The sequence below is a fragment of the Streptomyces sp. NBC_00016 genome (genome assembly GCF_045040885.1).
Taxonomy (GTDB): domain Bacteria; phylum Actinomycetota; class Actinomycetes; order Streptomycetales; family Streptomycetaceae; genus Streptomyces; species Streptomyces coriariae.
The window spans coordinates 8,582,083-8,606,841 of the sequence record NZ_CP108304.1 but is presented as its reverse complement, the minus strand read 5'-3'; the positions used below and the strand labels follow the sequence as shown (position 1 = coordinate 8,606,841).

23 protein-coding genes are annotated in these 24,759 nt (G+C 72.3%); 12 read left to right on the top strand and 11 right to left on the bottom strand.

Going from position 1 to position 24,759, the window contains the following annotated elements:
* Positions 1-21: 21 nt before the first annotated feature.
* The gene (locus OG933_RS38160) at positions 22-1,161 is read left to right on the top strand and encodes a methyltransferase (RefSeq protein ID WP_362521234.1); all 1,140 of its coding nucleotides are present in this window, start codon (positions 22-24) and stop codon (positions 1,159-1,161) included.
* On the opposite strand, the gene OG933_RS38155 is transcribed toward OG933_RS38160, so the two are convergent.
* Positions 1,148-1,990, bottom strand: a complete 843-nt coding sequence (locus OG933_RS38155) for a class II fructose-bisphosphate aldolase (protein ID WP_230196967.1) — start codon at positions 1,988-1,990, stop codon at positions 1,148-1,150. The two genes, OG933_RS38160 and OG933_RS38155, sit on opposite strands and share 14 nt — an antisense overlap.
* A 27-nt stretch (positions 1,991-2,017) precedes the next feature.
* A complete protein-coding gene (locus tag OG933_RS38150; protein ID WP_405631551.1) occupies positions 2,018-2,899 on the bottom strand; it encodes an SIS domain-containing protein in 882 nt (293 codons plus the stop codon).
* 94 nt (positions 2,900-2,993) lie between these two features.
* Between OG933_RS38150 and OG933_RS38145 the strand changes: the two genes are divergently transcribed.
* Positions 2,994-3,773, top strand: coding sequence for a DeoR/GlpR family DNA-binding transcription regulator (locus tag OG933_RS38145; RefSeq protein WP_362521226.1), 780 nt, complete (start codon positions 2,994-2,996; stop codon positions 3,771-3,773).
* A 134-nt stretch (positions 3,774-3,907) separates the two neighbouring features.
* Here the strand turns inward: OG933_RS38145 and OG933_RS38140 are convergent, their stop codons facing one another.
* The 4 genes from OG933_RS38140 to OG933_RS38125 all read right to left on the bottom strand — a co-directional run bounded on the left by OG933_RS38140 (position 3,908) and on the right by OG933_RS38125 (position 10,057).
* The gene (locus tag OG933_RS38140; RefSeq protein ID WP_405631549.1) at positions 3,908-6,325 is read right to left on the bottom strand and encodes an MFS transporter; all 2,418 of its coding nucleotides are present in this window, start codon (positions 6,323-6,325) and stop codon (positions 3,908-3,910) included.
* Positions 6,326-6,469: 144 nt separating this feature from the next.
* Positions 6,470-8,404 carry a molecular chaperone HtpG gene (htpG, locus tag OG933_RS38135; protein WP_362521220.1) on the bottom strand — a complete coding sequence of 645 codons (1,935 nt, stop codon included), beginning with the start codon at positions 8,402-8,404 and terminating at the stop codon, positions 6,470-6,472.
* Between the two features lie 161 nt (positions 8,405-8,565).
* Positions 8,566-9,189, bottom strand: a complete 624-nt coding sequence (locus tag OG933_RS38130) for a hypothetical protein (RefSeq protein ID WP_405631546.1) — start codon at positions 9,187-9,189, stop codon at positions 8,566-8,568.
* A gap of 91 nt (positions 9,190-9,280) precedes the next feature.
* Positions 9,281-10,057: a class I SAM-dependent methyltransferase gene (locus tag OG933_RS38125; protein ID WP_405631544.1), complete on the bottom strand. Its 777-nt coding sequence runs from the start codon at positions 10,055-10,057 to the stop codon at positions 9,281-9,283.
* Positions 10,058-10,365: 308 nt separating this feature from the next.
* On the opposite strand from OG933_RS38125, the gene OG933_RS38120 reads away from it, so the two are divergent.
* The 7 genes from OG933_RS38120 to OG933_RS38090 all read left to right on the top strand — a co-directional run bounded on the left by OG933_RS38120 (position 10,366) and on the right by OG933_RS38090 (position 17,336).
* A complete protein-coding gene (locus tag OG933_RS38120) occupies positions 10,366-11,787 on the top strand; it encodes a sensor histidine kinase (RefSeq protein ID WP_405631542.1) in 1,422 nt (473 codons plus the stop codon).
* Positions 11,784-12,431 (top strand): response regulator transcription factor, encoded by a 648-nt coding sequence (locus OG933_RS38115; protein WP_362521208.1) that lies wholly within the window; start codon positions 11,784-11,786, stop codon positions 12,429-12,431. Before OG933_RS38120 ends, OG933_RS38115 begins: the two co-directional genes overlap by 4 nt.
* 157 nt (positions 12,432-12,588) lie before the next feature.
* Positions 12,589-13,152 (top strand): CGNR zinc finger domain-containing protein, encoded by a 564-nt coding sequence (locus OG933_RS38110; RefSeq protein WP_362521205.1) that lies wholly within the window; start codon positions 12,589-12,591, stop codon positions 13,150-13,152.
* 320 nt (positions 13,153-13,472) lie between these two features.
* Positions 13,473-14,567, top strand: coding sequence for an alpha/beta fold hydrolase (locus OG933_RS38105; protein ID WP_405631539.1), 1,095 nt, complete (start codon positions 13,473-13,475; stop codon positions 14,565-14,567).
* 93 nt (positions 14,568-14,660) lie between these two features.
* A complete protein-coding gene (locus OG933_RS38100; protein WP_405631538.1) occupies positions 14,661-15,104 on the top strand; it encodes a VOC family protein in 444 nt (147 codons plus the stop codon).
* Positions 15,105-15,264: 160 nt separating this feature from the next.
* Entirely contained in the window at positions 15,265-16,539 is a 1,275-nt protein-coding gene (locus tag OG933_RS38095) for an MFS transporter (protein ID WP_405631536.1), read from the top strand.
* Positions 16,540-16,589: 50 nt separating this feature from the next.
* On the top strand, positions 16,590-17,336 hold the full coding sequence (locus OG933_RS38090) for a maleylpyruvate isomerase family mycothiol-dependent enzyme (RefSeq protein ID WP_405631533.1): 747 nt from the start codon (positions 16,590-16,592) through the stop codon (positions 17,334-17,336).
* An 87-nt stretch (positions 17,337-17,423) separates the two neighbouring features.
* Here OG933_RS38090 and OG933_RS38085 read toward each other — a convergent pair whose 3' ends face one another.
* Positions 17,424-17,828, bottom strand: a complete 405-nt coding sequence (locus OG933_RS38085) for a MarR family winged helix-turn-helix transcriptional regulator (protein ID WP_020125945.1) — start codon at positions 17,826-17,828, stop codon at positions 17,424-17,426.
* 86 nt (positions 17,829-17,914) lie between these two features.
* Here OG933_RS38085 and OG933_RS38080 point away from each other — a divergent pair, with 86 nt between their 5' ends.
* Both OG933_RS38080 and OG933_RS38075 read left to right on the top strand, forming a co-directional pair.
* Positions 17,915-19,405: an MFS transporter gene (locus tag OG933_RS38080; protein WP_362521192.1), complete on the top strand. Its 1,491-nt coding sequence runs from the start codon at positions 17,915-17,917 to the stop codon at positions 19,403-19,405.
* A 101-nt stretch (positions 19,406-19,506) separates the two neighbouring features.
* Positions 19,507-19,791 (top strand): DUF6332 family protein, encoded by a 285-nt coding sequence (locus OG933_RS38075; RefSeq protein WP_405631530.1) that lies wholly within the window; start codon positions 19,507-19,509, stop codon positions 19,789-19,791.
* Here OG933_RS38075 and OG933_RS38070 read toward each other — a convergent pair.
* The 3 genes from OG933_RS38070 to OG933_RS38060 all read right to left on the bottom strand — a co-directional run bounded on the left by OG933_RS38070 (position 19,752) and on the right by OG933_RS38060 (position 22,772).
* Positions 19,752-20,417, bottom strand: coding sequence for a response regulator transcription factor (locus OG933_RS38070; protein WP_362521186.1), 666 nt, complete (start codon positions 20,415-20,417; stop codon positions 19,752-19,754). The two genes, OG933_RS38075 and OG933_RS38070, sit on opposite strands and share 40 nt — an antisense overlap.
* 104 nt (positions 20,418-20,521) lie before the next feature.
* On the bottom strand, positions 20,522-21,787 hold the full coding sequence (locus tag OG933_RS38065; protein WP_405631527.1) for a histidine kinase: 1,266 nt from the start codon (positions 21,785-21,787) through the stop codon (positions 20,522-20,524).
* Positions 21,788-22,079: 292 nt separating this feature from the next.
* Positions 22,080-22,772: a TetR/AcrR family transcriptional regulator gene (locus OG933_RS38060; RefSeq protein WP_405631525.1), complete on the bottom strand. Its 693-nt coding sequence runs from the start codon at positions 22,770-22,772 to the stop codon at positions 22,080-22,082.
* Positions 22,773-22,935: 163 nt separating this feature from the next.
* On the opposite strand from OG933_RS38060, the gene OG933_RS38055 reads away from it, so the two are divergent.
* On the top strand, positions 22,936-23,391 hold the full coding sequence (locus tag OG933_RS38055) for a nitroreductase family deazaflavin-dependent oxidoreductase (protein ID WP_057605354.1): 456 nt from the start codon (positions 22,936-22,938) through the stop codon (positions 23,389-23,391).
* 15 nt (positions 23,392-23,406) lie between these two features.
* On the opposite strand, the gene OG933_RS38050 is transcribed toward OG933_RS38055, so the two are convergent.
* Complete coding sequence (locus OG933_RS38050) at positions 23,407-24,678, bottom strand: geranylgeranyl reductase family protein (protein ID WP_362521176.1); 1,272 nt, start codon at positions 24,676-24,678, stop codon at positions 23,407-23,409.
* Positions 24,679-24,759: the final 81 nt, after the last annotated feature.

The window sequence follows — 24,759 nt, the reverse complement described above, 5'->3', positions numbered from 1 at the left end:
TGAAGCACGATGAACGACCCTATGACGACGCCGTGGGGCGAGGTCACGCTGGCCCGCCACCCCGAGGATCCGCGCGAGACGCTGCGCGCCTGGGACGCATCCGACGCGTACCTGCTCAGACACCTCGCGGAGCAGGACGTCCCGCTGACCGGCACGGTGGTGGTGCTCGGCGACCGCTGGGGCGCGCTGGTCACGGCGCTCGCGGCGCATCGACCCACGCAGATCACCGACTCCTGGCTGGGACAGGAGGCGAGCCGGGCGAATCTGGCGCGGGCCGGCGTCGAGACCGGCGCGGTCCGGCTGCTCACCACCCAGGACCCGGTGCCGGAGCGGATCGACGTGCTTCTGGTCCGGGTGCCCAAGAGCCTGGCGCTGCTGGAGGACCAGCTGCTGCGGCTGGCGCCCGCCGTGCACGCGGACACGGTCGTCGTCGGCACCGGCATGGTGAAGGAGATCCACACCTCGACCCTGAGGCTGTTCGAGCGGATCCTCGGGCCGACCCGGACCTCGCTCGCCGAGCAGAAGGCCCGGCTCGTGTTCTGCACCCCGGACCCGTCGCTGCGCCGCCCCGCCAACCCATGGCCGTACGCCTACGACCTTCCCGACGACGTCGGCGGCGCCCTCTCCGGCCGTCCGGTCGTCAACCACGCGGGCGTGTTCTGCGCCGACCGGCTCGACATCGGCACCCGGTTCCTCCTGAAGCACCTGCCGACGACCAGCGGCACCCGCCGGGTCGTCGACCTGGGCTGCGGCAACGGCATCGTCGGCACGGCGGTGGCGCTGGCCAACCCGGAGGCCGAGGTGCTGTTCACGGACGAGTCGTTCCAGGCGGTGGCGTCGGCGGAGGCCACGTACAAGGCGAACGGGGTGCCGGGGCACGCCGAGTTCCGGGTCGGCGACGGGCTGGCGGGGGTGGCGGACGGCAGTGTGGACGTCGTACTGAACAACCCGCCGTTCCACTCCCACCAGGCGACGACGGACGCCACGGCCTGGCGGATGTTCACGGGGGCCCGGCGCGCCCTGCGGCCGGGCGGCGAGCTGTGGGTGGTGGGCAACCGGCACCTGGGCTACCACCTGAAGCTGAAGCGGCTGTTCGGCAACAGTGAACTGGTCGCCGGTGACCGGAAGTTCGTGGTGCTGAAAGCCGTCAGGCGAGGGTGAGCCCGACACCCGTGACGATCCGCTCGACGGTGCGCGCCATGGCCTCCCGTCCCGCGCTCAGGTAGGTCCGGGCGTCGACCGCGTCCGGATGCGCGTCCAGGTGTTCGCGGATCGCGCCGGTCATGGCCTGGTTGAGCGCGGTGCCGATGTTGACCTTGGCGATGCCGCCCGTGACGGCGGCCGTCAGCTCGCGGTCCGGGACGCCGGAGGAGCCGTGCAGGACGAGGGGCACGTCCAGGGCGGTGCGGAGCCGGTCGAGCAGGCCGTGGTCGAGGACGGCGGTGCGGGTGGTCATCGCGTGGACACTGCCGATGGCGACGGCCAGGGCGTCCACACCGGAGTCCGTCACGAACGCGCGGGCCTCGACCGGGTCGGTGCGGGCACCGGGCGCGTGCGCGCCCTTGCCGCCTATCTCCCCCAACTCGGCCTCGATCCACAGCCCTCGGGCATGCGCCAGCTCCACGGCGGCACGGGTCGCGGCGAGGTTCTCCTCGTACGGCAGGCGGGAGGCGTCGTACATGACCGAACTGAAGCCCGCGTCGGCCGCCCGGCGGAGCAGCGGGTCGCTCTGGACGTGGTCGAGATGCAACGCGACCGGCACGGCGGCCCGTTCGGCCGCGACGGCGGCGGCGCGCGCGAGCGGGAGCAGTTGCCCCCGGCGGTAGGCGACGGCGTTCTCGCTGACCTGGAGGACGACGGGCGCGCCGGCGGACTCGGCGCCGGCGATGACGGCCTCGACGTGTTCCAGCGTGATGATGTTGAAGGCGGCGACGGCGGTACGGGCCGCGTGCGCCCGGGTGACCAGTTCGCCGGTGGTGGTGAGCGGCACGGCAGCTCCTCTTCGGGAGTCGGGGGCTCAGGGGGTGAGGATCACCGAGCGGGTGAGATGGCGCGGGCGGTCCGGATCGAGGCCGCGGGCGGCGGCGACGGCCACGGCGAGGCGCTGGGCCCGGACCAGTTCGGCGAGGGGGTCCAGCTCGCCCGGCACCCACAACGCGCCGGTGGCGCCCACCTGTCGGGCCAGCCCGTCGGGTGCCTCGCCGAACATCCAGGTCGCGGTGGAGGCGGTGGCGATGCTGATGGGGCCGTGCCGGTACTCCATCGCGGGATAGGCCTCGGTCCAGGACAGCGATGCCTCGCGCATCTTCAGCGCGGCCTCGTTCGCCAGTCCGACGGTCCAGCCGTGTCCTAGGAAGGTGAACTGCCCGCACTCCACGAGCCCTCGGGGAAGCGGCTCGGCGAGCGCGGTGCGGGCGTCGGTGACGACCCTGTCGCCGTGCAGGCCGAGATGGGCGCGGAGCAGGGTGAGCGCGGTGGTCGCGAACCGGGTCTGCACGACGGAGCGTTCGTCGGCGTAGTCCAGGACCACGACGTGGTCGGCCGACTCCATGACCGGGGTGTGCGGGTCGGCGGTGATCGCGGTCGTGCGGGTGTGTCCGCGCAGCCGGCCGAGCAGGCCGAGGACCTCGGTGGTGGTGCCGGACCGGGTCAGGGCGAGGACCCGGTCGTAGGAGCGGGCGCGGGGGAACTCCGAGGCGGCGAAGGCGTCGGTCTCGCCGTGCCCCGCCCCCTCGCGCAGGGCGGCCGCGGCCTGGGCCATGAAGTACGAGGTGCCGCACCCGACGATCGCCACCCGCTCCCCGGGCATCGGCAACTCGCCGGCGTATCGGGGGACTTCGGCTGCGGCGCGGGTCCAGCACGCGGGCTGGTCGGTCAGTTCGTCCTCGACGTGGGTCATGCCCCACCTCTTCCCGACGGTGACTGTTCATGCTTGTTCATGCAAGATAGGGCCATCATTCGAGCAACTTCAAGCATGCGAACGGAGAACGTCGATGTCGCGTGACGCCCGCTGGAAGGCGCTGCTGGAGCTGCTCGTCGAGCGCGGCCGGCTGGACGTCGAGGACGCGGCGGCCGAGCTCGCCGTGTCGGCGGCGACGATCCGCCGTGACTTCGACCAGCTCGCCGAGCAGCAGATGCTGCTGCGCACGCGGGGCGGGGCGGTGGTGCACGGGGTGTCGTACGAGCTGCCGTTGCGGTACAAGACGGCCCGGCAGGCGACCGAGAAGCAGCGGATCGCGAGGGCGGTGGCCGATCTGGTCGCACCCGGCGAGGCGGTCGGGCTGACCGGCGGCACGACGACCACGGAGGTGGCGCGCGCGCTGGCCGTGCGCGGCGATCTGGCGTCCGGCTCGCCCGCGCTGACCGTGGTCACGAACGCGCTGAACATCGCGGCGGAGCTTTCGGTGCGCCCCCAGTTCAAGATCGTGGTGACCGGCGGGGTGGCACGGGCGCAGTCGTACGAGCTGGTCGGGCCGCTAGCGGACGGGGTGCTGGGTCAGATCACCCTCGACGTGGCGGTGCTCGGTGTCGTGTCCTTCGATGCGACGCACGGCGCCGCCGCGCACGACGAGGCCGAGGCGGCGGTCGACCGGCTGCTGTGCGAGCGCGCCGAGCGGGTGGTGGTGGCCGCCGACTCCAGCAAGCTGGGGCGGCGGGCGTTCGCCCGGATCTGCGCGGCCGACACGGTGGACACACTGGTCACGGACACGGCGGCCGACGCGGCGGCGGTGGGCCGGTTCGAGGAGGCGGGAATCAGGGTCCTCCTCGTCTGAACCCGCAGGCCGTACGCCATCGCCCGGCGCCGTGCCGCTGCCGGTCATCCGCGACTGTGCCGTGCCGTTGTCGGCCGCTCGGCGCCGTGCCACTGGCGGTCGGCGGCCACGCACGCGTGGCCGCCGTCGATGAACTAGTCCCCGGCGTGGGCGAGTTCGATGTCGTGCTCGTCCACGTCACCGCCGCCGAGGCTGATGCCGCTCGCGCGGGGCGGATAGCCGGTCGCGACGACCGTGTACTGGCCGCCGTCCAGGTCGGAGAAGGCGTACGCCCCGTCGCTGCCCGTCGTGGCGGTCGCCACGACGTTCCCGGCGGCGTCCACCAGGGTCACCCGTGCGTCGCCCAGCGGAGCGCCGGCGCCGCGTATCGTGCCCCGCACCAGCGCGCCGGGCCGCAACTCGACGTCGACCCGGGTGACACCGGTGCCGGCGATCTGCACGGGCAGCGCCAGCGGCCGGTGCTTGGGCGAGCTGACCGCGAGGGTCACCGGACCCGGCACCAGTTCGGCGACGGAGAACTCTCCCGTGCCGTCGGTCTGCGCGGTGGCCAGCACATCGCCGCGCACGTCCGTGAGGATGACCACCGCCCCGGCGACCGGCGCCCCGCCCTCCGCGGACCGCACCGTGCCGACGAGCCCGCTGGTGCCGCTGAGCAGCACGTCGTACGTCACCGGCGTCGTCCCGACCACCACGGTCGTCGCCTGGGGCCGGTGCGCGTCGGCGGAGGCGATGAGCACATAGGTGCCCTCCCCCGGCGCCTCGAGGGCATAGGAGCCGTCCGGGCCGGCGACCGCCCGGCTCAGCTGCCGCCCGCCCAGCGAGATCAGGGTGACCGCGGCGCAGTCCACCGGCACGCTCTGGGCGTCCCGCACGTGCCCGCGTATCGGATGCCCGTGGCCGACCGGACCGTCGTCGGTCAGCCCGGGGACGACTGCCACGAGTTCCGCGACCGCGCGGGCCAGCGGCACGGCCACCGCGGCACCCACGACCTGCTCGTCCGGTGCGGCGACAGCGGGTGTGCCGACGGCCGGTGCGGCAACCGCCGGTGCGGCGACGGCCCGTTCGGCTCCGGTCGGTCCCGCCTCGGCGGGCACCGGGGAGACGGCTTCGGCGGCCGACGGCGCCGTGCCCGCCGTCCGCTGCCGCGGGATGAACGCGGCGACGGCGAGGGCCAGCAGGGCCGCTCCGGAACCGACGGCCATGACCACCTTGAAGCCGTTCTCCGAAGGCAGCGCGGTGCCGCCGTAGGTGGTGGTCATCTGGGCCAGGAGCACGCCGGCGACGGCGCTTGCGGTGGAGGTGCCGATGGACCGCATCAGCGTGTTGAGACTGTTCGCGGCGGCCGTCTCGGCGGGGTCCACGGCGCCCATGATGAGCGCGGGCATGGCCCCGTAGGCGAAGCCGATGCCTGCGCCGATGACACAGGAGACCAGGACGAGTTCCCACACGGCGTCCATCAGCACGATGTTGAGGCCGTACCCGGCGGCGACGATGACGGCGCCTAGCATCAGGGTCACCTTCGGGCCCCGCGCCTCGGAGACCAGCGCGGAGAGCGGCGCGGTGGCCATCATCACCAGGCCCGTGGGCGCCATCACCAGGCCGGCGGCCAGCAGCGACCTGCCCAGACCGTAACCCGTCGCCTCGGGCAACTGGAGCAGCTGAGGGAGCACCAGGGACATCGCGAACATGGAGAAGCCGAAGGCCATCGAGGCGAGGTTGGTGACCAGCACCTGGCGGCGGGCGGTGGTGCGCAGATCCACCAGGGGTTCCCCGACCCGCAGTTCGAAAGCGCCCCACAGCAGCAGGACGACGACGGCGGCGGCGAAGAGCCCGAGCGTGGTGCGGCTCCCCCAGCCCCAGTCGGCGCCCTTGGAGATCGCGAGCAGCAGACACACCAGCCCGGCCGCCATGCCGAGGGCGCCGACCAGGTCGAAGCGTCCGCCGGTGCGCACCTTCGACTCGGGCACGAAGACCGGGACGAGCACGGCCGCGACGACTCCGAGGACGGCCGAGGTCCAGAACAGCGTGTGCCAGTCGAAGTGGTCCGCGATGAGCGCGGCGGCGGGCAGCCCGAGGGCACCGCCGATACCGAGGGAGGCGCTCATGAGGGCGGTGGCCGAGCCGAGCCGCTCGGCGGGCAGTTCGTCACGCATGATGCTGATGCCGAGCGGGATGACGCCGGAGGCGAGTCCCTGCAGGGCCCGGCCGACGATCATCGGGACGAGCCCGTCGCTGAGGGCGGCCGTGACCGATCCCGCGATCAGCATGAGGAGGCTGACGAGCAGCATGCGGCGCTTGCCGTACATGTCGCCGAGCCGGCCCATGACGGGGGTGGCGACGGCGGCCGCGAGGAGCGTGGCGGTGACCGCCCAGGCCGTGTCGGAGGCCGGGGCGTCGAGCAGCTTCGGCAGCTCCGGGACGATCGGGATCACCAGGGTCTGGATCAGCGAGACCACGATCCCGCCGAAGGCCAGCACCGCCACGACGAGACCGGCCCGCGGCGCGGCGGATCCCTCCCCCGCCTCCGCGGACCTGGGTTGCGCATGGGACATGGCCGAGCCTCCGTGGGGGGATGCGGTTCTGCACGACTGCGCAGCATCGTAAGCCCGCTTGATTGACTCAAGCAACTAGTACTTTCGGTGTGCGGCGCGTGAAGAAACCGGGCAGACGGCTCTGCCCGGCCCCCACGGCGTCGGCTACAGCGCGCGCTCCAGCTGGTCGGCCACCAGCTTCACGAACCGTCCGGGCTCCTTCGGCCGTCCGCCCTCGGCGAGGACCGCCAGACCGTGCAGCAGCTCGGCGGTCTCGGCGAGCCCGGCACGGTCCTCCCGCTCCTTGAAGGCCTGGTTCAGGCCCTTCACGAGCAGGTGATCGGGGTTGAGTTCGAGGATCCGCAGGGCACGCGGCACCTCCTGCCCCATCGCGCGGTACATGTTCTCCAGCGCCGGGGTGAGATCGTGCGCGTCGGAGACGATGCAGGCCGGGGACACGGTGAGGCGGGACGACAGCCGCACCTCCTTGACGTCCTCCCCCAGTTGCTCTTTCATCCAGCCGAGCAGACCTGCGTACTCCTCGCCCTGCTTCTCGCGCTCGCCGTCGGCCTTCTCGCCGTCCTCCCCGCCGAGGTCGACCTCGCCCTTGGCGACGGACCGCAGCGGCTTGCCGTCGAACTCGCCCACCGCGTCGACCCACACCTCGTCGACCGGGTCGGTGAGGAGCAGGACCTCGATGCCCTTCGCCCGGAACGCCTCCATGTGCGGGGAGTTCTCGATGCTCTGCCGGGACTCGCCGGTCAGGTAGTAGACGGCGTCCTGTCCGTCCTTCATCCGCTCCACGTAACTCTTCAGCGTGGTCGGTTCGTCCGCGCTGTGCGTGGTCGCGAACGACGAGACGGCGAGGAGGGTGTCGCGGTTGTCGGAGTCGGTCAGCAGCCCTTCCTTCAGAACGGCGCCGAACTCGCGCCAGAAGGTGGCGTATCGGTCGGGGGCCGCGGTCATCATGTCCTTGACCGTGGAGACGACCTTCTTGGTGAGCCGGCGCTGCATCATCCGGATGTGCCGGTCCTGCTGGAGGATCTCGCGCGAGACGTTCAGCGAGAGGTCCGCCGCGTCGACCACGCCCTTGACGAACCGCAGATAGGACGGCAGCAGCGCCTCGCAGTCGTCCATGATGAAGACGCGCTTCACATACAGCTGCACACCGCGCTGGTAGTTCTGGTTGTACAGGTCGTGCGGGGCGTGCGAGGGGAGGAACAGCAGCGCCTGGTACTCGAAGGTGCCCTCCGCCTGCAGCCGGACGGTCTCCAGCGGTTCGCGCCAGTCGTGGCTGATGTGCTTGTACAGCTCGTGGTACTCGTCGTCGGACACCTCGTCGCGTGAGCGCGCCCACAGGGCCTTCATCGAGTTCAGCGTCTCGGGTTCGGCCGCGGTGTCGGCTTCCCCGTCGCTGTCGGTGGTGTCGGCGGTGGCGCCGTCGACCGCCTTCGGGACCAGCCTGATGGGCCAGGTGATGAAGTCCGAGTAGCGCTTGACGATCCCCTTGATCGTCCGGTCCGCGGTGTAGTCGTGCAGCTGGTCGTCGGCGTCGGCCGGCTTCAGGTGCAGCGTGACCGTGGTGCCCTGCGGCGCGTCGTCCACCCTCGCCAGCGTGTAGGTGCCCTCACCGCGCGACGACCAGCGGGTTCCCTGGCTCTCGCCGGCCCGCCGGGTCAGCAGCGTCATCTCGTCGGCCACCATGAAGCCGGAGTAGAAGCCGACGCCGAACTGCCCGATGAGCCCCTCGGCCCCGGCCTCCTCCTGGGCCTCGCGCAGTTCCTGCGCGAACTTCGCCGTGCCCGAGTTGGCGATCGTGCCGATGAGCCGGCCGACCTCGTCGTACGACATCCCGATGCCGTTGTCCCGCACCGTCAGGGTGCGGGCGGCCGCGTCGATCTCGATCTCGATGTGCGGGTCCGAGACGTCGGCGTCGAGCGTGTCGTCCCGCAGCGCGGCGAGACGCAGTTTGTCCAGCGCGTCGGAGGCGTTGGAGACGAGCTCGCGGAGAAAGACGTCCTTGTTCGAGTAGACCGAATGGATCATCAGCTGCAACAGCTGACGGGCCTCTACCTGGAACTCAAACGTTTCTGTCGACATGATGGGCGTGTACCTCACAGGTTCCGGAGTCTCCTGGACTGGCGAGAGCCACTGTAAAACACCAAGTCAGCCTGCGGTGCTCGCTGTTCGTGATCGTCCGGATGCGGGAGACCGGAACAGGCGGTCCGGGCGGGCGATCAGGGCGGCGGACGGGCGGGAGATCAGCGCCGGATCTCCTCCACCTCCGCGAAGCCTTCCGCTCCGCTCCACCGCAGCCGGGTCAGCCACTCGGTGGAACCGCGGGTGAAGACGAGGTCCCCCGAGCCGCCCACGGGGGCGACCTTCGACCAGCCGTCGAAGCTCCTGGTGAGTTTCGTGTCCCACCGGCTGAGGTCCCCCGTGCCGACGGCCGCGATCGACTCCATGGGCGGTTCGCCGTCGTAGCAGTAGTCGCCCCAGTCGGCGATGACCGCGACCGTCGCGTCGAACGCCGTGAGCGTGAGGCTCTGGCACCGGTCGGTCGCGGTCGCGTACACCACGCGCGGCGGGCTCCACACGCGTGTGTCCGCGTCCCGGTGCCGTTCCACGAGCCCGCGTCCCTCGACGTACGCCATGCCCACGCGTCGGCCGTCGGGCAACCCGATCTCCTCGTCGAAACGAGGGGCCGACGCGGTCGGCGCGGCATCGCCACCTTTACTCGCGCCTGTGGCCGTGCCCTTGGCGGACGCGGTCGCCGTGGCGGTCGCCGACCCGCCGCCGTCTCCCTGTCCGCCGCAGGCCACCGCGACACCCACCACCAACACCGCCCCCGCCAGGGCCCGCAGCCGCTCTCCGTACATCCGCATGGCCCCTATGGTCCCCTCTCCTCGGGTCGAGCCAGGTCAGGTCGGTTCAGGCCGAGTCGGTTCGGCTCAGGTCAGGTCAGGTCAGGTCAGGTCAGGTTCCATGTGTGACGCGGATCTTGGACTGGCCGTGCGGGAGTTCCTCCCAGTCGTCCATGAAGCCGGCTCGCAGGCCGTGCTTCTCGGCCAGGGCCACGAGGGTGTCGGTGCGGTAGTAGAAGTCCTCGCGCAGCACGTGGTGTTCCTCGCCCTCGGTGCGGTCGAAGGTGAAGTCGAACCAGCCGCCGGGCGCGAGCACCCGCCCCACGTTGGCCAGGCACTCGTCGATCACCGGGAGCGGCGAGTGCGAGAAGACGCTGTGCGCGTGCACGATGTCGAAGTGGGCGTCGGGCAGGAACCGCAGCGTGAGGTCGCGCACCGGCGTCAGCCTCGGCAGCCGCTGCTGCAGCCCCATCTCCACGATCGTGTCCTGCGCGGCCACGAGGATGTCGGGGGAGATGTCGATGCCGTGGTAGTTGCCGGGTTCCAGGTGCCGGATGAACCGCCAGCCGCCCCGCAGGTTGCCGCAGCCGATCTCCAGCATGCGGTGCTCCGGACGCAGACCGTGTCCGAGCAGGTAGTCGAACTGCATGGCCCCGAGGGCGAGCCACCGTTCACGGCTGCGGCTGCCGACGGCCGCGTCCGGATCGGCGCGGGTGTCGGAGCGCATCACCGCGCGGTAGTAGGAGACGTGATCCTGATGGCGGCGGCTCAGCCACAGGTCCCGGGCCGCACGGGCGACATGGCGGGGCACCCGGTCCGGGTGGCGCAGGGCGTACCCGATGCGGTGACCGAGGGCCGCGCGGTTGACGGTGAGCTTCTTGGCAGGCATGCGATTCCCGGCCTTTCCGAACGATGTTCTCGAGATGCGTGACGTGCGCGAGGTCCCGGCGATCACGCCGGTTCCGGGCTGTCGCGCGGCTCCGGACCGTCGCGCGGTTCCCGGCAGCCGTGCGGGTCCCGGCGGTCGCGCAGTTCCCGAACGGTGTCTCCCGCACGGTGCGGGATCCGGTTCCAGCCTCGCGCTGCTTCGGCGTGTCCGCCTCGTTCGACCGTCTCGGCCGGCCAACCGGTTCGGGCGATCCGGATGTCAGCCGATCGGTTGATGCGGTCGGGCGTCCCTCGCGTTAGACACGGAGGATGAGAGACACCGATCCGGACGAGCGCTGGCTGGGCACCGTCGTTCACCTCGCGTTCTTCGTGCTGCTCGGCTCCTCGTTCGTCCGCTTCCTGAGCCGCGACCGGGGCGGAGCGCACGCCGGCTGGGTGGTGGCGCTGTACGCGGCCTTCTGCCTGCTCTACGTCCTCGGGCGGGTCCTGGCCCCGGCGCCCCGGCCCGGTTCCGCGCCGTCCTCACGCCATCTTGCGTGGCTGGGCTCGGTCTCGGCCGTCTGGGTGGTTCTCCTGGCGCTCGCGCCGAGCGCGACCTGGTGCGCCATGCCGCTGCTGTTCGCCGGCCTGCACGCGTTGCCGACACGGATCGCGGTGCCGCTCGCGGCCGTGCTCACCGCGCTGGTCGTGGTCTCGGAGGTGCGCGTGGCCGACGGGGCGCTCAATCCCAACATGGTCCTGGCCCCGCCGGCCGTCGCCGCGGTGGCCACCGCCGTGATGGTCCATCTGCAACGCCAAGGAGCCCGGCAGCGTGTGCTGATCGACGATCTGGTCCGTACCCGCCGCGACCTCGCGGCCTCCGAGCGGCAGGCGGGTGTCCTCGCGGAACGACAGCGGCTGTCCACGGAGATCCACGACACCCTCGCGCAGGGCCTGTCCAGTCAGCGGATGCTGCTGCACGCGGCGGAGCGCGTCTGGGAGTCGGATCCGGACGCGGCCCGGGAGCACCTGCGCGAGGCAGCCGAGATCTCCTCCCGGGGCCTCGCCGAGGCCCGCCGGTTCGTGCACGACCTGGCGCCGGCCGACCTCGCCGCACACACCCTCCCCGAGGCGCTCACCCTGCTCGCCGCTCGGGAGAGCGGACCGGGTCTTGCCCTGGAGTTCCGGCTCGACGGCGACCCGGGCCGACTGCCCGAACGGGTCGAGGCGGCGCTCCTGCGCATCGCCCAGGGGGCGTTGGCCAACGTACGCGAACACGCCGCGGCGACCCGCGGTGTCCTGACTCTGACGTGCCTGGACGACCTGGTCTCCCTGGACGTCGCCGACAACGGGCGCGGATTCGGGCCGGGGCCTGAGCCGGGGCCGGGGCCGGGGCCGGGGCCGGGGCCGGGACCTGGGCCTCAGCCGGGACCTGGCGAACCGGCCTGCCCGCGCGGTGCCGCCGCCGGTGCGCTCACCCCGGACATCGCCCCGAACACCGCTCCTGACGCCCCTCCAGACATGTCTCCGGACATCGATCCGGGCACAGCTTCGGGCACACCTTTGGGCACGGCTCCGGTGCCGGAACGGGACCGCACGCGCGGGCACGGGCTGCCGGCCATGCGGATCCGGGCCCGGCAGGCGGGCGGCACGCTCAGCGTCGAGTCCACTCCGGGCGAGGGCACTGTCGTCACCGTGGCCGTGCCCCTGACATCGTTCGTCCCCGACCTTCACAAGGAGCCCGTCCCTTGAGCGCGTCCGTGCCCCCGCCGCCCGTCCGGCTGCTGCTGTGCGACGACCATGCCGTCGTCCGGGCCGGACTGCGCGCCCTGCTGTCCAGCGCCGACGGCATCGACGTGGTCGGCGAGGCGGGCACCGGCGAGGAGGCACTCGCCCTGGCCGCCCGGCTGCGCCCCGACGTGGTGCTGATGGATCTGCAGCTCGACGGGGGCATGGACGGCGTGACGGCCACCCGGCGCCTGACCGGCGGACCGGAGGCGGGTCCCCGGGTCCTGGTGCTGACGATGTTCGACACCGACGCCGACATCACCCGCGCCATCGAGGCGGGCGCCACCGGCTACCTGCTCAAGGCCGAGCGGCCGGACGAACTCTTCGCGGCGATCCGAGCCGCGGCGGCCGGCCGCACCGCGCTGTCGGCGCCCGTCGCCGACCGTCTGCTGACCAGGCTGCGCAGTCCGCGCCCCACCCTGTCCGCACGTGAGCACGAGATCCTCGCTCAGCTGGCCCGAGGCCTGGGCAACCGGGAGATCGCCCGGGCGCTGTTCATCAGCGAGGCGACGGTCAAGACCCATCTCGGGCGGATCTACGGCAAGTTGGGGGTGGAGACGCGGTCGGGCGCGGTGGCTGTCGCCAAGGAGAGACGACTGCTGCCGTGACGACGCGGCACGGGGAGGCCGGGTGCTGTCACCCGGCCCGCGCCATCGGTCACGCTCCATCCGTCACGCGCCATCGACGCACCACCCCTGACGTCCGTCACCGGTCTGACCGGTGACAAGCCTTGCAAGGCCACATGTCACCTGTCAAGATGGTGACGTGAATCTGGACCATGTCTTCGTCTGCGGGAACCCGGCCCTCGACTTCGCCGCGACGCTCCGCGCGCGGCGGTCGCTCCGGTTCGAGATGTTCGCGACGCCGAGCCGCCTGGAGGCCTGGTACGTCGAGTCCGCGGTCGTCGACGCGGTGACACCCAGCAGCGAGGCCGACGTGACGCAGGCGATCGCGCTGCGGGAGGCCGTCTACGACCTGGTCACGACCCGTCGCCTCGGGGAGGCCTACCGTCCCGAGGCGCTCGCCGCGGTGAACGGCGCGGCCCGCGGGACTCCCGCGACGCCTCAGCTCACCGAGACGGGGCGGTGGACGAACGCGACCCCGGAACAAGCGCTGGCCACCGTCGCGCGGCACGCCGTCGAGCTCCTGAGCGGGCCGGATGTGCCACTGCTCAAGGAGTGCGGCAACCCCGAGTGCACCCGCGTCTACATCGACCGCTCGCGCGGCATGCGCCGGCAGTGGTGCGGCATGGAGTCCTGCGGCAACAAGCTCAAGGCCGCGGCCTATCGCGCCCGCAAGAAGCAGCCCCAGGGGTCCGCTTCCCACTGATCCCCGCCCGTCCCACCCGGTTGCACTGAGCCTTACCGACACCGAGCCTCACCGAGCACGCGGGGCCTCACCGAGCCCCCCACCGCGAGCGCACCAAGCCTCGTCACGAGAGCGCCGGGCCTCGACCCGGACCTCGCGCGGGACCTCGCCGCGAGAGCGTCGACAGCGGCACGTCCACGTCGCACCCGAACCCCAAGGGCCCGCCACCGGCGGGCCCTTCGGCATGCCCACGGTCACGCGTCACCGGTTTGACAGGTGACGCACCCCGTGCCAGTGTCGTGCCACGTTCGTGCCGCGTCCGACCGACGGAAAGGCTCCAGATGTTCACGAGGCGAGGTTTCGGCAAGGCCGTGGGGGTGGGCGTGAGTGCCGCCGGTGCGTCGATGGCCGGGCTGCCCACAGCCGCAGGGGCGGTCCCCGCTCCCCGAGCGCTTCCCACACCCGGGGGAACTTCCACCGCCGGGGCGGCCTCCGGCCCCGGGGCGCCGGGCGGTTTCGGCGCGCCGGGCGGTTTCGGGCGGCTGAAGCAGATCCGCGCCGGGGAGTTGGACATCGGCTACGTGGAGACCGGCCCCGCCCACGGGCCGGCCGTCGTCCTGCTGCACGGCTGGCCCTACGACATCCACAGCTTCGCCGAGGTGGCCCCGCTGCTGGCGGCGCGTGGCCACCGAGTGATCGTCCCGTACCTGCGCGGTCACGGCACGACGACCTTCCTGTCGAGCACGACGTTCCGCAACGCGCAGCAGTCGGTGGTGGCGCTCGACATCGTCGCGCTGCTGGACGCACTGCGGATCGAACGGGCGCTCCTGGCCGGTTTCGACTGGGGATCACGGACGGCCGACATCATCGCCGCGTTGTGGCCGGAGCGCTGTCGGGCGCTCGTCTCCGTGACCGGCTATCTGATCACCAACCGTGAGCGCCAGCGCCTGCCGTTGGCCGCCAAGGCCGAGTGGGCGTGGTGGTACCAGTACTACTTCGCCACCGAGCGGGGCCGGCAGGGACTGCACGACAACACGCGGGACCTGGCCCGGCTGGTGTGGACGTTCAACTCACCGACCTGGCGCTTCGACGAGGCCACGTTCGAGCGCACCGCGACCGCCTTCGACCATCCGGACCACGTCGACATCGTGATCCACAACTATCGCTGGCGGCTGGGCCTGGCCGAGGGGGATCCCCGGTACGACAGGCTCGAGAAGCGGCTCGCCGCAGGACCCGCCATCGCCGTGCCGACCGTCACCCTCGACGGTGAGAAGGACCCCTTCACCCCCGCGGGCGACGGCACTGCCTACCGCGACAAGTTCACCGGCCCCTACGCGCACCACACCCTGACCGGGATCGGCCACAACGTGCCGCAGGAGGCGCCCGAGGCATTCGCCGAAGCCGTCCTCGAAGCGAACCGCCTCGCCGGCGCCTGACGCCCGGATCCCCACGCCCTCGCCGCTCTCCCCTCCTCTATCTCCTCTATCTCCTCCTCCCCCTCCTCCCTTCGGCAGACAGGACTGCAAGTGATGGACATGAAACTCGAGGTCGTCGTCGTGCCGGTCTCCGACGTGGACCGCGCCAAGCGCTTCTACCAGACACTGGAATGGCGGCTGGACGCCGACTTCACCACCGCCGAGGGCCTACGGGTCGTCCAGGTGACCCCGCCGGGCTCCTCGGCGTCGGTCATCTTCGGCGCCGGGCTGAGCGCGGCCGCGCCGGGGTCCGTCGAAGGCCTGCATCTCGTCGTCCGGGACATCGAGGCGGCCCGGGCCGAACTCGTCGAGCGGGGCGTGGCGGTGAGCGCGGTGTTCCACGACGCGGGCGGCGTGTTCCACCGCGCCGGGACCGAGGGACGGGTGCCCGGCCCGGACCCGGAGCGCCGCAGCTACGCGTCGTTCGCCTCGTTCAGTGACCCGGACGGCAACGGCTGGGTGCTCCAGGAGATCACCACGCGCCTGCCGGGCCGGTGACATATCAAGGACCGACGCCCGCCGGACGCGCCCGCCGGACGCGCGCGGGGGACGGAGCTGAGCGGGCAGGAAGTGGCGGTCTCCACGTCCGGGCGGAGGAGAGCGGCCAAGACCCCTCGACGGTCTTGTTCAGCTCCGGACTACCCCCTAGCCTGATTTTGTGCCGCAAATAAACAAAACCCGAACACGCGACACGGTGCCGGGCCACGGCAATGACCTCACCCGGCTCCGTATCGCCCTGACCACGTTCTTCGCCCTCGACGGCTTCGTCTTCGCCGGATGGGTCGTCCGTATCCCGGCCATCAAGGAACAGACCGGCGCCTCCCCCAGCACCCTCGGTCTCGCACTCCTCGGCGTCTCCGCGGGCGCGGTGATCACGATGATGTTCACCGGGCGCCTGTGCAGCCGCTACGGCAGTCACCCGGTCACCGTGGTCTGCGCGGTGCTGCTCTCCCTCAGCGTGACGCTGCCCCCGCTCACCCACTCCGCCGCCACGCTCGGCGCCGTCCTGCTGCTGTTCGGCGCGGCATACGGCAGCATCAACGTCGCCTTCAACAGCGCCGCCGTCGATCTGGTCGCGGCGCTGGGCAGGCCGGTCATGCCCACCTTCCACGCGGCCTTCAGCCTGGGCGGCATGATCGGCGCCGGTCTCGGCGGGCTGGTCGCGGGATCCCTGTCCCCCACGCACCATCTGCTGGGCCTCGGGATCATCGGCCTGCTCGTCACCGCGCTCACGGCACCCACGCTGCTCCGACTGGAGCCGCCGCGGTCACCGGAGCACGCCACCGCCGGGCCCGAGCGCTCCGCCACCGCCGGGCCCGAGCGCTCCGCCACCGCGGGGCCCGACGATCAGGCGCCCGCGAAGGCGGCTCCGCACCGGCTGACGCCCCGCACCCGTCGTCTCGTCGTCGTCTTCGGCCTGATCGCCCTCTGCACCGCCTACGGCGAAGGAGCCCTGGCCGACTGGGGTGCCCTGCATCTGCGACAGGACCTGGGGTCCTCCGCAGGGGTCGCCGCGGCCGGGTACTCGTGTTTCGCGCTCGCCATGACGGTCGGCCGGCTCACCGGCACCACCCTCCTCGAAAGGCTGGGCCGCACCCGTACGGTGGTGCTCGGCGGCGGCGTCGCGGCGGCGGGGATGCTGCTCGGCGCGCTCGCCCCGGCCCTGTGGGCGGCACTCCTCGGCTACTCGGTCGCGGGACTCGGACTGGCCAACCTCTTCCCGGTGGCCGTGGAACGCGCGGGCGCCCTGGCCGGCCCGAGCGGTGTCGCCACCGCCTCGACGCTCGGTTACGGCGGCATGCTTCTGGGCCCGCCCGCCATCGGCTTCATGGCCGACTGGTTCTCCCTGCCCGCCGCCCTCACCAGCGTGGCCGTCCTGGCCGCAGTGGCCGCGGCGATCGGCTTCGCCACCCGTCGCGCGACCGCCGGCTGACGACCGCCGCCCCTCCCCTCGACCGCACTCCATCCGGCACACTCCCCCACATGGAGACTGCCGAGTTCATCCACGCCCTGGACCGGGAAGGCCGGTCGCTCGCCGCCGCGGCGGCGGAAGCGGGTCCCGACGCGAAGGTGCCGACCTGCCCGGACTGGCAGGTCAGGGACCTGCTGCGGCACACGGGTGCCGTGCACCGCTGGGCGACGTCGTTCGTGGCCGAGGGCACCCCCGCCCCCCGCCCCCTCGGCGAACCGCCGGAGTTCGACGGCGACGCGCTGCTCGACTGGTTCCGCGAGGGCCACCTGCGGCTCGTCGGGACCCTGGCCGCCGCCCCGCCCGACCTGCGGTGCTGGCACTTCCTGCCCGCGCCGTCACCGCTCGCGTTCTGGGCCAGGCGGCAGGCGCACGAGACGGCCGTGCACCGCGTGGATGCGGAGTCGGCCCGTGGCCGCGCACCCGAGGAGACCGCCCGGGACATCGCCGCCGATTTCGCGGCGGACGGCATCGACGAGTTGCTGCGCGGTTTCCACGCGCGCGCCAAGAGCCGGGTACGGACCGACGAACCCCGGGTCCTGCGGGTGCGCGCGACGGACACGGAGGACGCCGTGTGGACCGTACGTCTGTCGGCAGAGCCGCCCGTGACGGAGCGGAACGACGAGGGGGACGCCGACTGCGAGGTGTCCGGTCCCGCGGCACCGCTCTATCTGTCGTTGTGGAACCGGCTGCCGCTCCCGGCCGTGACCGGGGACGCCGCACTGGCCACGCTGTGGCGGGAGAAGTCCGCCATCGACTGACCGGCCGCCGTCAAGCGACAGGCCGAAATCAACCGAACAGGCCGCAGTCAACCGCACAGGCCGCCGTCAACCGACAGGCTGCCGCGGTCAGTCCGTGAGCATCCGGGTCAACACCGCGCGCTGCACCGGCCGTACGTCGCCGTGCAGCGCGCGCCCTTTCCCGGTGAGCGCGACCCGGACGCCTCTGCGGTCCTCCGGGCACATGCCGCGCTCGACCAGACCGTCCTTCTCCAGACGCGCGACGAGCCGTGACAGCGCGCTCTGACTGAGATGGACCCGCTCGGCGATCTCCTGGACGCGATAACTGCACGAGCCGTCCGGCGCGGCCGACTCCGCGAGGACGTCCAGCACCTCGAAGTCGCTTCCGCACAGGCCGTGTTGGTGCAGCGCCCGGTCGAGTTCACACTGGGTCCGCGCATGCAGCGCCAGCATGTCCCGCCACTGTTCCACGAGCGCCTGATCGGCCTCGGCCTCACCCTTCTTCGCCGCCATGGGGCGCACCGTAGCAGAGAACACCAATTATTGCACCGGAATTAAATGCGCTTGCATTCGATGCATGCGCATGTAGTCTCTCCGTCATGACCTCTCCGCTCCCCTCCCCCGCGTCCCCTCTCACCGAGGGCCGCTGGACCTCACGGCTGTGGGGCACCCTGCTGGTGCTGTGCGCCGCGATGTTCCTGGACGCGCTGGACGTGTCGATGGTCGGCGTCGCCCTGCCGTCCATCGGCTCCGACCTCGGCCTCTCCACCTCGACCCTGCAATGGATCGTCAGCGGCTACATCCTGGGATACGGCGGCCTGCTCCTGCTCGGCGGTCGCGCGGCCGACCTGCTCGGCCGCCGCCAGGTCTTCCTGATCGCGCTCGGTGTCTTCGCGCTGGCCTCGCTGCTCGGCGGGCTGGTCGACTCGGGCCCGCTGCTGATCGCGAGCCGGTTCATCAAGGGCCTCAGCGCCGCCTTCACGGCCCCGGCCGGCCTGTCCATCATCACCACGACGTTCCCGGAGGGCCCGCTGCGCAACCGGGCGCTCTCCATCTACACCACCTGCGCCGCCACCGGCTTCTCGATGGGCCTGGTCCTCTCCGGCCTGCTCACCGAGGCGAGTTGGCGCCTCACCATGCTGCTGCCCGCGCCGATCGCCCTGATCGCGCTGGCGGCCGGTCTGAAGCTGCTGCCGCGCAGCGAACGCGAGAAGGACCACAACGGCTACGACGTGCCCGGCGCCGTGCTCGGCACCGCGTCGATGCTGCTGCTGGTCTTCACCGTGGTCCAGGCACCGGAGTCCGGCTGGACCTCCGCACGCACGCTGCTGTCGTTCCTCGCCGTCGCCGCCCTGCTGACCGTCTTCGTCCTCGTCGAGCGCCGCTCGGCCGGCCCGCTGATCCGGCTCGGCGTGCTGCGTTCAGGCAGCCAGATCCGGGCCCAGCTCGGCGCGATGGCCTTCTTCGGCTCGTACGTGGGCTTCCAGTTCCTGGCCACCCTCTACATGCAGACGCTGCTCGGCTGGTCGGCGCTGCACACGGCGCTCGCCTTCCTGCCGGCCGGCGCACTGGTGGCGGTGTCCTCGACCAAGATGGGCGCGATCGTCGACCGGTTCGGCACTCCGCGGCTGATCGCTGCGGGCTTCGCCTTCATGGTCACCGGGTACGCGCTGTTCCTGCGCGTCGATCTCGACCCGGTGTACGCGGCGGTGATCCTGCCCACCATGCTGCTGATCGGCGCGGCCTGCGCGCTGGTCTTCCCTTCGCTCAACATCCAGGCCACCAACGGCGTGGCGGACCACGAGCAGGGCATGGTCTCGGGGCTGCTCAACACCTCCGTGCAGGTGGGCGGTGCGATCTTCCTCGCAGTGGTGACGGCGGTGGTGACCGCGGGCGCCCCGGCCGACCCCACCCCGCAGGCCGTCCTCGACAGCTACCGGCCCGGACTGGCGGTGGTGACGGCCGTCGCCGCCGCGGGCCTGCTCATCACCCTCCCCGGACTGCGCACCCGGCGCGCCCGGAGCTCGGTAGTGATCGCCAGGTCCACCGTGACGGAGGCGGACGCGGAGCCCGTGGGCGCCCGCGACTAGGGCCCGTCTCAACAGACGGGCCCTGAGGGGGAAGCCGCCTCCAGGAGTGCGCCCGGCGGGGCCGATTGCCTCGCCGGGCGTACGCCTGTGAAACTCGCCGTATGAGCGGGTACGGGGGCCGGCGCACGCAGGCCGAGCGGGACGCGATCACGGTCGAGATCGGATACGCGCTGTGCAGTGCGGTGTTCGCGGCGGCGGTGCTCTTCGGGGCGGTCGCCGGTCCGGCGCTGCTGTTCGAACTGCCGGACCTGGCGGAGAAGTCGCTGCCGCGGGCCGGCCTGGCCCTCGCTCCCGTGGTGTTCGCGGTCCGAGTGGTCTCCGTCCTCGTCCGCCTCCGGACGGGCGCTCAGCCCAGCCAGCCCGGCCGGACCAACCCCGACTCGTAGGCCAGGACTACCAGTTGGGCCCGGTCCCGGGCGCCCAGCTTCACCATGGTGCGACTCACATGGGTCTTGGCCGTGAGCGGGCTGACCACCAGCCTGCGGGCGATCTCCTCGTTGGACAGGCCGATCCCGACCAGCGCCATCACCTCCCGTTCGCGCTCGGTGAGCCGGCTCAGCGCGTCGGCCGCCGCGGGCTCCTTGGAACGGGCGGCGAACTCGGCGATGAGCCGGCGGGTGACTCCCGGCGAGAGAAGCGCGTCCCCGGCGACCACCGCCCGTACGGCACGCAGGAGTTCCTCCGGTTCGGTGTCCTTGACCAGGAAGCCGGAAGCGCCCGAGCGGATCGCCTCGAAGACGTACTCGTCGAGTTCGAAGGTGGTCAGCATGATGACCTTGACCTGGGAGAGCGTCTCGTCGTCGGTGACCCGGCGGGTGGCGGCCAGCCCGTCGAGGAGGGGCATCCGGATGTCCATCAGCACGACGTCGGGCCGTAGTTCCCGCACCGCGCGCACCGCTTCCGCCCCGTCGGCGGCCTCGGCCGCCACCTCGATGTCCGGCTGCGCGTCCAGCAGCGCCCGGAACCCCGCCCGGACCAGCGACTGGTCGTCGGCGAGCAGTACGCGGATCACCGTGCCTCCCTCGTCCACCGGTCCAACCCCGTTCGCCGGTCCAACCCCGTTCGCCGGTCCCGCCCCGTTCGCCGGTCCCGCCCCGTTCGCCGGTCCCGCCGCGTTCACTGGTTCTCCCCGGCCTTCGTGGGCAGTACGGCGAGCACTTGGAAGCCGCCGTCGGGGCGCGGTCCCGCCTCGATCGTGCCACCCAGGGCCGCGGCCCGCTCCCGCATCCCGGCGAGACCGTTGCCGCTGCCGCCCGCGTCGGCACCGGTCGCCGGACCGTCGTCGTCGATGCGCAGCCGAAGCGTCCCGCCATCCTGTTCGAGCCGCACGCGCGCGTGGCGCGAACCCGAGTGGCGTACGACGTTGGTGAGGGCCTCCTGGACGATGCGGAACGCGGCGAGATCCGTGTGCGGCGACAACCGGGGCGGGCGGCCGGCGACATCGACCGTGAGGCCCGCGCGCGCCGCCTGTTCCACCAGTTCGGGCAGCCGGTCCAGGCCGGGTGCGGGGGTGCGTGGCGCGTCCCCCGGCGTGCGGAGGCTGTCGAGCACCTGACGCACCTCGCCCAGCGCTTCCTTGCTGGCCGACTTGATGGTGGTGAGCGCGGTACGCGCCTGCTCCGGGTCGGAGTCGAGGAGCGCGAGGCCCACGCCCGACTGCACGTTGATCACCGAGAGACTGTGCGCGAGGACGTCGTGCAGCTCGCGGGCGATCCGCAGCCGTTCCTCGTCGGCGCGCCGCCGGGCGGCCTGGGCGCGCTCGGCCCGCTCACGGGCCCACTGTTCGCGCCGGATCCGGGCCAGTTCCGCGACCGCCACGATCGCCACGGCCCATCCCGCGACGACGATCTCCTGCCCGTAGGAGGCCGCGTCGTCACCGGCGGGCGGCAGCCACCGGTACAGCCAGTGCGCGACCAGCAGGTGGACGGTCCACAACAGGCCCAGCGCCGTCCAAGCGGCCCGCCGGTGACCGGCGACCACGGCGGTGAAGCAGGCCACGGCCACGGTCAGGAAAACCGGTCCGTACGGGTAGCCGGCGCCCAGGTAGAGGGCGGCGGCGGAGGCCGTGCCGAACACGACGGCCACCGGGTGTCGCTGCCGCCACAGCAGCAGCCCGGAGGCGAGCACCAGCAGCACGCGCGCGAACGCGTCGAGCGGCGCCCGCTCACCCTCCTGTGCATGGGCGGCGAAGTTCGAGCCGACGAGGACGAAGGCGGTGAGCAGCACGGTGGACCGCCAGGGCCACCGCGCGGCACGCGGCTCCGGGTCCACCCCACCCGCCCGGCCGTCCCGGCCCTCCCCCCAGCGGCGCAGCCGGCGCGACGGCCCGTGGGACCACCACTGTCCCGGGCCGCCGCGCCCCTGCGTCCGCTCTTCTTCCATGTCCGCCACGCTAGACGCCGCCGGGCGCGCCGGACGTCCGCCGAGCGAGGTGATCAGCCGTACTCCCCTGGAAGTACGCGCCGCCCCTGGAGACGGTGTGGACCCTTGATCGACGGCCTCCACCGGGCTTCACCGGCCTTCCTCACCGGGCGCGTGACCGCCGGGCAGCCGGGCCGACGCGACGCCGACGCGCCGACAGGTCAAGAGCCGAGAGGCGGGCCGCGGGCCGAGGACCGCGACACCCAGGCCCGCCGGATGAGCCGGTTCGCACCCTCACGCTCAGCGGCGCGTCCTAGCGGAGTCCCACCCCTTGGGCGAGGCGTGTGACCGCGTGCCGGAAGAACGGCTCGCGTTCCTCCACCACCCGGTTGAACTGCCCGAACAGCTCGAAGCCGACCAGCCCGTACAGCTGGGCCCACGCCGCCACCAGCGCCGTGACCGCCCCCGGCGGGAGGTCGGGGGCGAGGTCGGCCGCCAGCCGGACCGCCTCGGGGACCAGCTCGTCCGTCAGCAGCGGCACCTCCAGCGCGTGGCTCCGGTGTGCGTCGCGCACGATGCCGATGAGGAGCAGGCCGACGCGGGCGGCGGCCGGGACGGTCGTCTGCGGCGCGCTGTAGCCGGGCACCGGGGAGCCGTAGATCAGCGCGTACTCCTGCGGATGCGCCAGCGCCCAACCGCGCACCGCCTCGCCGACCGTGACCCAGCGCTCGACGGGAGCGGCGTCGGCGTCGGCGGCCGCGTGCGCGGCTTCCGCGGCCTCGCCGAGGGAGTCGTAGGCGTCGATGATGAGTGCCGTGAGCAGGTCGTCGCGGCTCGGGAAGTAGCGGTACAGCGCGGAGGAGACCATGCCCAGCTCACGGGCCACGGCACGCAGCGAGAGCTTGGCCGCGCCGTCGGACGCGAGCTGTCTGCGGGCCTCCTCCTTGATTGCGGCGGTGACTTCGATCCTGGCGCGGGCGCGAGCCCCTCGAACGACGCTGCTCATGCGTGCCAGTGTCCCACGAAAACAGAGCACCGCACCCAATGGGGATCGGTGCACAAAACAGAGAGCACCGCTCTTGCCATGGAGCGGCGAACACGGCAGACTCGAATCAAGCGAGAGCAGTGCTCACACTTTCCGTCCCGTCGTCGTTCAGGAGGCAGCAGCCATGTCCACCCACGTGCAGAAGCCCGGCTGGTTCACCGTCAACGTCTTCAACCGCGCCGTGGCCTGGCTGACCCGCCGGGGTCTGAGCGTGTGGGGGTCCCGGGTGCTGGCGGTCCGCGGCCGCAAGAGCGGCCAGTGGCGGACCACCCCCGTCAACCTGCTGACCGTGGACGGGCAGCAGTACCTGATCGCACCGCGCGGCCACGTCCAGTGGACGCACAACATGCGGGCGGTGGGCGGCGGTGAGCTGCGCCTCGGCAAGAACGTGGAGGAGTTCACCGCGGTCGAGGTCGCCGACGACGACAAGACGCCGTTGCTGCGCGCCTACCTCAAGCGCTGGAAGGCCGAGGTCGGCGTCTTCTTCAACGGGGTGGGTCCCGACTCCCCGGACGCCGAGATGCGCCGGATCGCCCCTGACCACCCCGTGTTCCGGATCACCGTCACGAACCGACGGTGATCCGCGCCCTTCGGGTCAGGAATCGCTCTCCTCGGCCGCCGGGCCTGCCGTCGCCGCCTGCCGCCGGTCCACCGCGGCCAGCGCCCGCTGGGCCATCGGATGCGAGCGGATGAGCTCGCCCAGGGTCGTCCGGCCACGGGTGATGTCGGTGAACGCCCGCCAGGCAGGGCGGACACCGGTGAGGGCGGCGTGGAAGAGTCCGGGACGACGCTCGAAGAGGGCGAGCAGCCGCTTGCCGACGCTCATCTCCACACCGAGGCCGGCCTTGATCGCGAAGGCGTAGTTCAGTGCCTGACGGCGGGCGTCCACCGCGTCGTGCGCCTCGGAGACACGGACCGCCCACTCGCCCGCGAGCCGGCCCGAGCGCAGCGCGAAGGAGATGCCCTCGCGGGTCCACGGCTCCAGCAGCCCCGCCGCGTCACCGCACACGAGCACCCGCCCGCGCGACAGCGGGGAGTCGTCGGCCCGGCACCTGGTCAGGTGGCCGGAGGAGATGCTCGGCTCGAACCCGGCGAGGCCGAGCCGCCCGATGAAGTCCTCCAGATAGCGCTTGGTCGCCGCGCCCTCGCCGCGCGCCGAGATGACACCGACCGTCAGCGTGTCCCCCTTGGGGAACACCCAGCCGTAGCTGCCGGGCATCGGACCCCAGTCGATGAGGACACGGCCCTTCCAGTCCTCGGCGACCGTCTCCGGCACCGGGATCTCCGCCTCCAGGCCGAGATCCACCTGGTCGAGCTTCACCCCGACATGAGCCCCTATGCGGCTCGCGCTGCCGTCCGCGCCGACCACCGCACGCGCCAGCAGCGTCTCGCCGCCCTGGAGGACGACCGCGACCGTGCGCCGGTCCGGGACCGCCGAGCCGTGCTGCTCGACCCGCTGCACGGTGACTCCCGTGCGCAGCTCGGCGCCCGCCTTCTGGGCGTGCTCGACGAGCTGATGGTCGAACTCGGGCCGGTTGATCAGCCCGAACAGCATCTGCCGGGAGCGGCGGGTGCGGGTGAAGCGCCCGTTGTTCGAGAAGGTCACCGCGTGCACCCGGTCGCGGAAGGGCAGCTCGAAGCCGGGTGGCAGCGAGTCGCGGGAAGGTCCGATGATGCCGCCGCCGCATGTCTTGTAGCGGGGCAGCTCCGCCTTCTCCAGCAACAGCACCCGCCGTCCCGTGACCGCCGCCGCGTAGGCGGCCGAAGCCCCTGCGGGGCCCGCGCCCACCACGACGACGTCCCACACCTGCCGTGCGTCGTCCGCCGAAGAGTTCTCGTCGTCCGCCGGAGAGTTCTCGCTGCTCACGATGGTCTACTGCTCCTGATCAAGCCGCTTGCCGCACCTGTCCCCCGCATCCTACGGCGGAGATCGCCACGGTCCGCCGTG